The 6503-nt window shown below is 30.5% G+C and carries 3 protein-coding genes and 1 rRNA gene; 2 read left to right on the top strand and 2 right to left on the bottom strand.

All coding sequences use genetic code 11. The annotated features are described in order from the left end of the window. Positions 1-130 (bottom strand): 16S ribosomal RNA (locus RH82_RS14260); the annotation flags it as partial. A gap of 942 nt (positions 131-1072) precedes the next feature. After that, positions 1073-3055, bottom strand: a complete 1983-nt coding sequence (locus RH82_RS14255) for a putative porin (RefSeq protein WP_034061736.1) — start codon at positions 3053-3055, stop codon at positions 1073-1075. Positions 3056-3331: 276 nt separating this feature from the next. On the opposite strand from RH82_RS14255, the gene RH82_RS14250 reads away from it, so the two are divergent. Together RH82_RS14250 and RH82_RS14245 are read left to right on the top strand one after the other, a co-directional pair. Further along, positions 3332-3931, top strand: coding sequence for a ribonuclease HII (locus RH82_RS14250; RefSeq protein WP_034061733.1), 600 nt, complete (start codon positions 3332-3334; stop codon positions 3929-3931). Between the two features lie 32 nt (positions 3932-3963). Further along, positions 3964-6402, top strand: coding sequence for a ribonuclease HII (locus RH82_RS14245; RefSeq protein ID WP_034061731.1), 2439 nt, complete (start codon positions 3964-3966; stop codon positions 6400-6402). The last annotated feature ends 101 nt before the right edge of the window (positions 6403-6503 follow it).

The following is a 6503-nucleotide window of genomic DNA, read 5'->3' as shown; positions in this document are numbered from 1 at the left end:
GTAGATTCTATACGCGTTACGCACCCGTGCGCCGGTCGTCAGCGGAGCAAGCTCCCTGTTACCCCTCGACTTGCATGTGTTAAGCCTGCCGCTAGCGTTCATCCTGAGCCAGGATCAAACTCTTCATCGTTAAATTTTAAAGTCTTTCGACTAATTTGCTTAACAACCAAAGAAATTTTCAAGTACTCTAAATGGTTTATTCTCTTGTTTGATTCTTACCGTTTCCAGTAAAAATCTTACGCTGTCAATTCAATATGTTTATGAACTTTTATTCCTTTTTTCTAAGACTTTATCTCTTAGCGGGTGCAAATATAAAACTTATTTTTAACACCGCAATGCTTTTTGAAATAATTTTAAATTATTTTTTTAAAGCTTTCTAATCAATATTTTTACTTAGAACGTTGTGAAAAAATATTGCTATTTTTTCGGATTGCAAACATACAACCTTTTTTGTTATCCCAAAACCTATTTTTAATAAAAATTATTATTTTTTTTAAGTCTTGTAATGAACGTCGCTTTTGCTACTTTGCCAATGGCTGCGTTGCTAAGCGGGTGCAAATATAGACTCCTTTTTCAATCCCACAATACTTTTTTTAATCTTTTTTGAACTTAATTTAAAACTTCTTTTAATGCCCTTATTTACAAAGGATTATAGTGGCCTTTTTTTTGCTCTTTTTTTTAGACTTTGTCCTTATTATATAGACCCTCTTTTACCGTGTTTTCAAGCTCTCTATTGCTACAGAATTCTTATTACTTAATTATTGTAGCCTTTTTACTCTTTCATTATAGACAAAATAGGATTGATTTAATCCGAAAAAAATAATATCTACGCGTAGATCCTTAACCATTACAAGTCATTCTGGTTTTTATTCTCTTGTAAAAGTGAAAAATACGCAAAGCTGAATCCAAGGACCACTCCTTAATAAAATTAAACTATGATTTAAAATAGGCTGTACCTATTTACCAGCGTTAGGGATTGAGACATTGTTGAAGCTCCTCGCAGAGAGCGACTGACGAAAGCCCGACCAAGACAATGCTTTTTGCATGGCTTGGAAACGCCATAATACTAATATTAAAGGAAGAAGTTCCAAACGACACCGAAACGGACTTTAAAATCTCTAAATGGTGTATTTGGTGCTGAAAAATAGTCACGACCTGTGAAGGCTGCGTTAAAATGTTCGGCTTTTATGTATATTCTTGTTTGGCGAATTTTTGCATTCACGAAAAAATCTAGACGCGGAAAGCCCCCAAATTCTTGATCATTTTGGGTATAAAACTCTGCCAACAGCGGATCGTAGGCATTCATTTTGTATGCAGTGAAATAATTGAATGTGATTCCTGTTTGTAAATACATTGCTTTTTTAAACACATGATTGGAATAGTACAACGTATTTCGAGTAATAACTTGCGGAACATTATACACTTCATTCTCGTCTTTTACGTTTTGATACATGATTGTATTATTGAGCGCAAAGTTTCGGTATTTTATTTCTTTATTGACTTTCAACCTAAGATAAGTTATTGTTTTATCGTTTTGAAATGGCTTTACCAAGCTATCGGTTTCATTTTTTGCAAAATAGACAAAATCGTTGATAGTGGTTAAATCTAAGGTTAGATTTACCAATTTTTGTGATTTAATGTTTAAGGATAATTGTTGTGTTTTTACTGTATTGAACTGAGTTTTCCAATTGTAGTTTGCATAATCGCTTTGATACAATTGAGCATTATAATTTGGCGCTACTGCGTTATGATTGATTTGGGCTGAAGCATATAAATCATTATTTAGTTTATAGGATGCCGCGGCTTTTAAAAAGTTACCATTAAAATCCCCAGATACATTTGCTCCTAATTCTCCTTGAAGATTAAAACCCTTGATTTGTTTTTTATACTTTCCACCAACGGCTAATACATCTCCTTTTAACCTATTGGTAATCGCGGAACCATTTAATATTACTAATTTATCGTAACCGTAATTATAGTTTGTATGGCTTACATTAAATTGAACATCTCCTACTATATCATTTGAATAATTTAATTGTAATTGATTACTTAATTCTTCTAAAGTTACACGATCTCTCAAGTTTGAACTTTTAAAGCCTGTTCCAAAAAAATCATTTTGAATGGCTTGTTCAAAAAGGTAACTCTTGTCTTTTAAAGACATGATGTGAGTTACGTTGAGATTATTGTTAGAAATAGAATCTTTTTTAGTAACAATATTATACTTCTGGTTTATATAAAACCTTTTACCTTTTAATATGTTTTGAGCGTCTTGGAAATTCACCTCTAGCACTCCTCTATCGTAGAAATCTTCTTCGTTAGATTCGAAAAACAACACATTTTCATCTGTTAAGCCTCCATTTTCTTCATTAAAAAGATCTTGGGAAACAAAATGTAAGTTTGCACTGTACTTTCTGTTTTTTGTTTTATAACTAGAAGTAAATCTAAAATTACCTGTACTGGTTAAAATATGTTGATAATTACCTAGTGAACGCATCCCTTTATAGGCAATCGAAAAATTAAATTGTTTTGATGTATTTACCGTAAAAAAAGCATCTAGAAGTTGCCCTTGCTCGAAAGCCGATTTATACATTAACTCTGTTAAAGGTGTTGGTACGTGGTAATAGTTAATATCTTCTATTTCCATATAATTAAAATGTCGTGCTCTTGCACCAAACTCTGGCATTAGAGAAATGCTTTCAAAATCTTGGCTTAACGTATTATAAGTTTGTCCTATATTAGAAAAAGGCATTAGATTAAATTCGTCTTTTCTAAGATAGTTATATTTGTATTCTTTTTGAATTGTAAGGGTCGTATCTACGAAAGTAGTATCGTTCTTATGAGATATAATAAGATAGTCGGTAATTTTTGCGTCTTTATTTTTTATACTTTTATTACTGGTGCTTTTAGCGCTTCCCCTAGAAAGTGTATCGTTTCTATTATTAGAATAATTATTTAACTCTTTACCTCCTTTATCTAGAGTTGGTTTAGGACTTGTTTGAGCATAAGAAACACCAAAAAAACCTATTAAAAAAAATGTGAAAAATATTTTATTCATTACATGATATCTGTTTTAAGCCTTGCAAAATAAGAACAAGTTAAAATTTAAAGTTTTGCCAAAAATAGGAAATATCTCAATCTGTTTGGTAAATAAAGCTATAAACGACTGAGTATATTAAATAAACTTCAAATTAAGGGAATAAATATGTTTCTTTTTCCGTTGGATCAAATATTGATTAAATTTAACCTTCATTTCAAAATTCGTATGATATTACAATTAATAATACTGTTTTTTGTTAAGAATTATATAAATGAATACTTTTTTACTTTATAAATGCTAAAATTAAAATTTTCAAAATTCAAACTAGAATGCGGAACAGACGAGGCCGGAAGAGGATGCTTAGCAGGTCCTGTTACTGCGGCGGCTGTTATTTTACCAAATAGTTTCAAAAACTCTATATTAAACGACTCTAAACAACTTTCTAAAACTAAACGTGATTTTTTAAAACCTATTATAGAAACTGAAGCGCTCTCGTTTGCCTTTACCCATGTTTTTGAAGCAAAAATTGATGAAATAAACATTCTAAATGCTTCAATTTTAGCAATGCAACGTTCTATTTTAAAATTAGATCCTATACCTGAATTTATTATTGTAGATGGTAATAGGTTTAAACCTTTACAAGATATTCCGTATGAAACTATTGTAAAAGGGGATAGTAAGTTTCTAAGTATTGCTGCAGCTTCTATTCTAGCTAAAACGTATCGTGATGCTTACATGCATAAAATACACGAAGAATTCCCAATGTATAATTGGAAACAAAATAAAGGCTATCCAACTAAAGAACATCGTGATGCCATAAGGAAATATGGCGTAACCAAATACCACAGAAAAAGCTTTAGACTTTTACCCGAACAATTAAAATTAGAATTGTAATTTTGAATGTATAAAAACCCAATAGTTATATAATGAAGCAAATTAATCTTGTTTTAATCTTTTTATTACTTTTTGCTAGTTGTAATAACAGCAGCTACAAAAAAGCATCTATTTATGATTTTATTCCAGATGCTGCTTCAATTACAATTATTATTAACGATACTGAAAGCTTAGAAACTAACTTAAATAGTAACGGCTTTATAAATGGCATTTCTAAATCTTCAGCTTACAAAAATATAGCTCAAAAATTAAACCATTTAGATTACATACATACAGAAAATCCTGTTATTGTCTCTTTCCTAAAAGATGCAAACGACAGTCTTCAGTTTGCTATTTCTACAAAACAGGTTGCTAATCTATTTTCTACAGACTCCTTGGGAAACCTTAAAATTGAGTCTTTAAAAATCGATAATCATATCGCTCAAAAAATAACATTTAATAATGAAATACTATATACGGTATCGAAAGACAGTATTGCAATTGCGACTTCTAGTAGTGCGCTTTTAGAAGCTATTTTAGCTAAGAAAAGTAATGACAAAATACGTCAGAAAATTATTAGTACTACAAATAAAAACAAACCTATTTCTGTAATCTTAAATCATAAGAATGATAATTTAATTCGTTCCTTTTTTAATTCGGAAGCATTAGCCTTTAAGACTTTTAGTGACTTCACATCTTTTGATGCAGTTATTTCACAAGACGAAATACTTATTAATGGTATTACTAAAGCGTCTGGTTCTTCTAAAAAGCTCATCAATATTTTCAAAAACACGATTCCGCAAGACAATGAACTGGCTAAAATTGCGCCTAATAATTGTGATGGCTTTTTAAGTTTCACTTTTAATGATTTTAGCGTTTTTAAAACTAACTTAAACACATTCAACAACAAAAAAGACAGTATAAATAGCGCAACCTTATTTGATAATGTTATAGAAATTGGGAGTATATTTATTGGAGAAAACCAAGCTATCGTTTTAAGTTCTATAGATGTTATTTCTACTAAAGACAATCTCTTAGGCGAGCACAACGAAGTCGGAACTTTTAGACAGATTCCTATTTACGATTTTAGCAAACCCGAATTATTTGAAACCGTTTTCTACCCATTAATAAACTATAGTGAGACAAAATACTATTGTGTAATCGATCAGTTTTTTGTGTTTGCAAGAAATATAGAAGCTTTAGAAAACATCATTGTCAATTACCAAAACAAAACCACATTAAGCAGCCGTGATTATTATAGAAATATAACTAAAGACCTTAGTAGTGCCTCTTCAATTTTACACGTTTTAAATAACGAAAAGCTTAAAGATTTAATAGACCTAAATTTAGATACACATTTAGAAACTAACTTCAAAGATTATAAAATTTCTGCATTACAATTTGTTTTCGACACTCATTACGCACATCTTCATGGCGCTATTAAAAAGCACAAAGCAAAAGTTGAAGCAAATGCTGTTATAGAGTTATTAAACATTAAGCTGGATGCTGATTTATTAAACAATCCGCAATTTGTTACGAATCATAGAAGTAAGCAAAAAGAAATTATAGTGCAGGATATTAATAACAACTTGTATTTAATTTCTAATATAGGATCCATCTTATGGAAAAAGCAACTTAATGGCCCTGTTTTAGGTAAAATAGAACAAATAGATATTTATAAAAACGGAAGACTTCAATTGGCATTTGCAACACCAAATCGCGTTTATATAATAGATAGAACAGGGAAAGGTGTCACTGGATACCCATTAAATTTTAATGATAAAATTACGCAGCCGCTTTCAGTTTTCGATTATGATAAAAACAAAAAATACAGACTCTTAGTTACACAAGGTAAATCTGTTTTACTTTATGATGCCAAAGGCAAAACGGTAAATGGCTTTAAATTTTCTTCAGCTAAAAATGCAATCAACCACCAGCCACAACATATAAGAATGGACAATAAAGACTACATACTTATTAAAACTAATAAGAAGCTTAATATATTAAACCGAAAAGGTCAAACACGCATTAAGGTTAAATCTGATTTAGAATTTTCAAGCGAGCCCGTCTTTAATTACAACAACACATTTACAACTACTACTAGCGATGGGAAAATAGTTAGTATAAACCAAAAAGGAAGCGTTAGCACAAAACCGGTTAACTTAAATATAAATCATCATTTAGCGACTACTACCAGAACTTTAGTTTCCCAAAACGAGAATATTCTTAATATCAAGAGCAACACATTAGAATTAGATTTAGGCGATTATTCTCCTGTAAAACTGTTTTATATTAAAGACAAAATCTATGTTTCTGTAACCGATTTGCAGTCGCAAAAAGTATTACTTTTTGATAGTCAAGGAAAACCAATTAAAAACTTCCCAGTGTATGGAAACTCCTCTATAGCACTAGATAATATTGACAGCGACAAGCCTTTAGAATTTATTACAAAGGGCGATAGTGATAGTATAATACTCTACGAAATTAATTAAACATCCTTACTAAACAACTTCAAAACAGAAGCAAAGTCTTTGGTTTTTTTATTCCTTTTTTCTACATAATTGTTTACTATTGTAATTCGTAAAACAAACCT

The organism is Lacinutrix jangbogonensis (genome assembly GCF_000797445.1).
GTDB lineage: Bacteria > Bacteroidota > Bacteroidia > Flavobacteriales > Flavobacteriaceae > Lacinutrix > Lacinutrix jangbogonensis.
Note: the sequence above shows the minus strand (reverse complement) of the source record. Positions and strands in the feature narration are given on the sequence as shown.

Coding starts and splice junctions, on each gene's coding strand:
- RH82_RS14250 (WP_034061733.1), top strand. CDS start 3,332: ATGCTAAAATTAAAATTTTCAAAATTCAAACTAGAATGCGGAACAGAC.
- RH82_RS14245 (WP_034061731.1), top strand. CDS start 3,964: ATGAAGCAAATTAATCTTGTTTTAATCTTTTTATTACTTTTTGCTAGT.
- RH82_RS14255 (WP_034061736.1), bottom strand. CDS start 3,055: ATGAATAAAATATTTTTCACATTTTTTTTAATAGGTTTTTTTGGTGTT.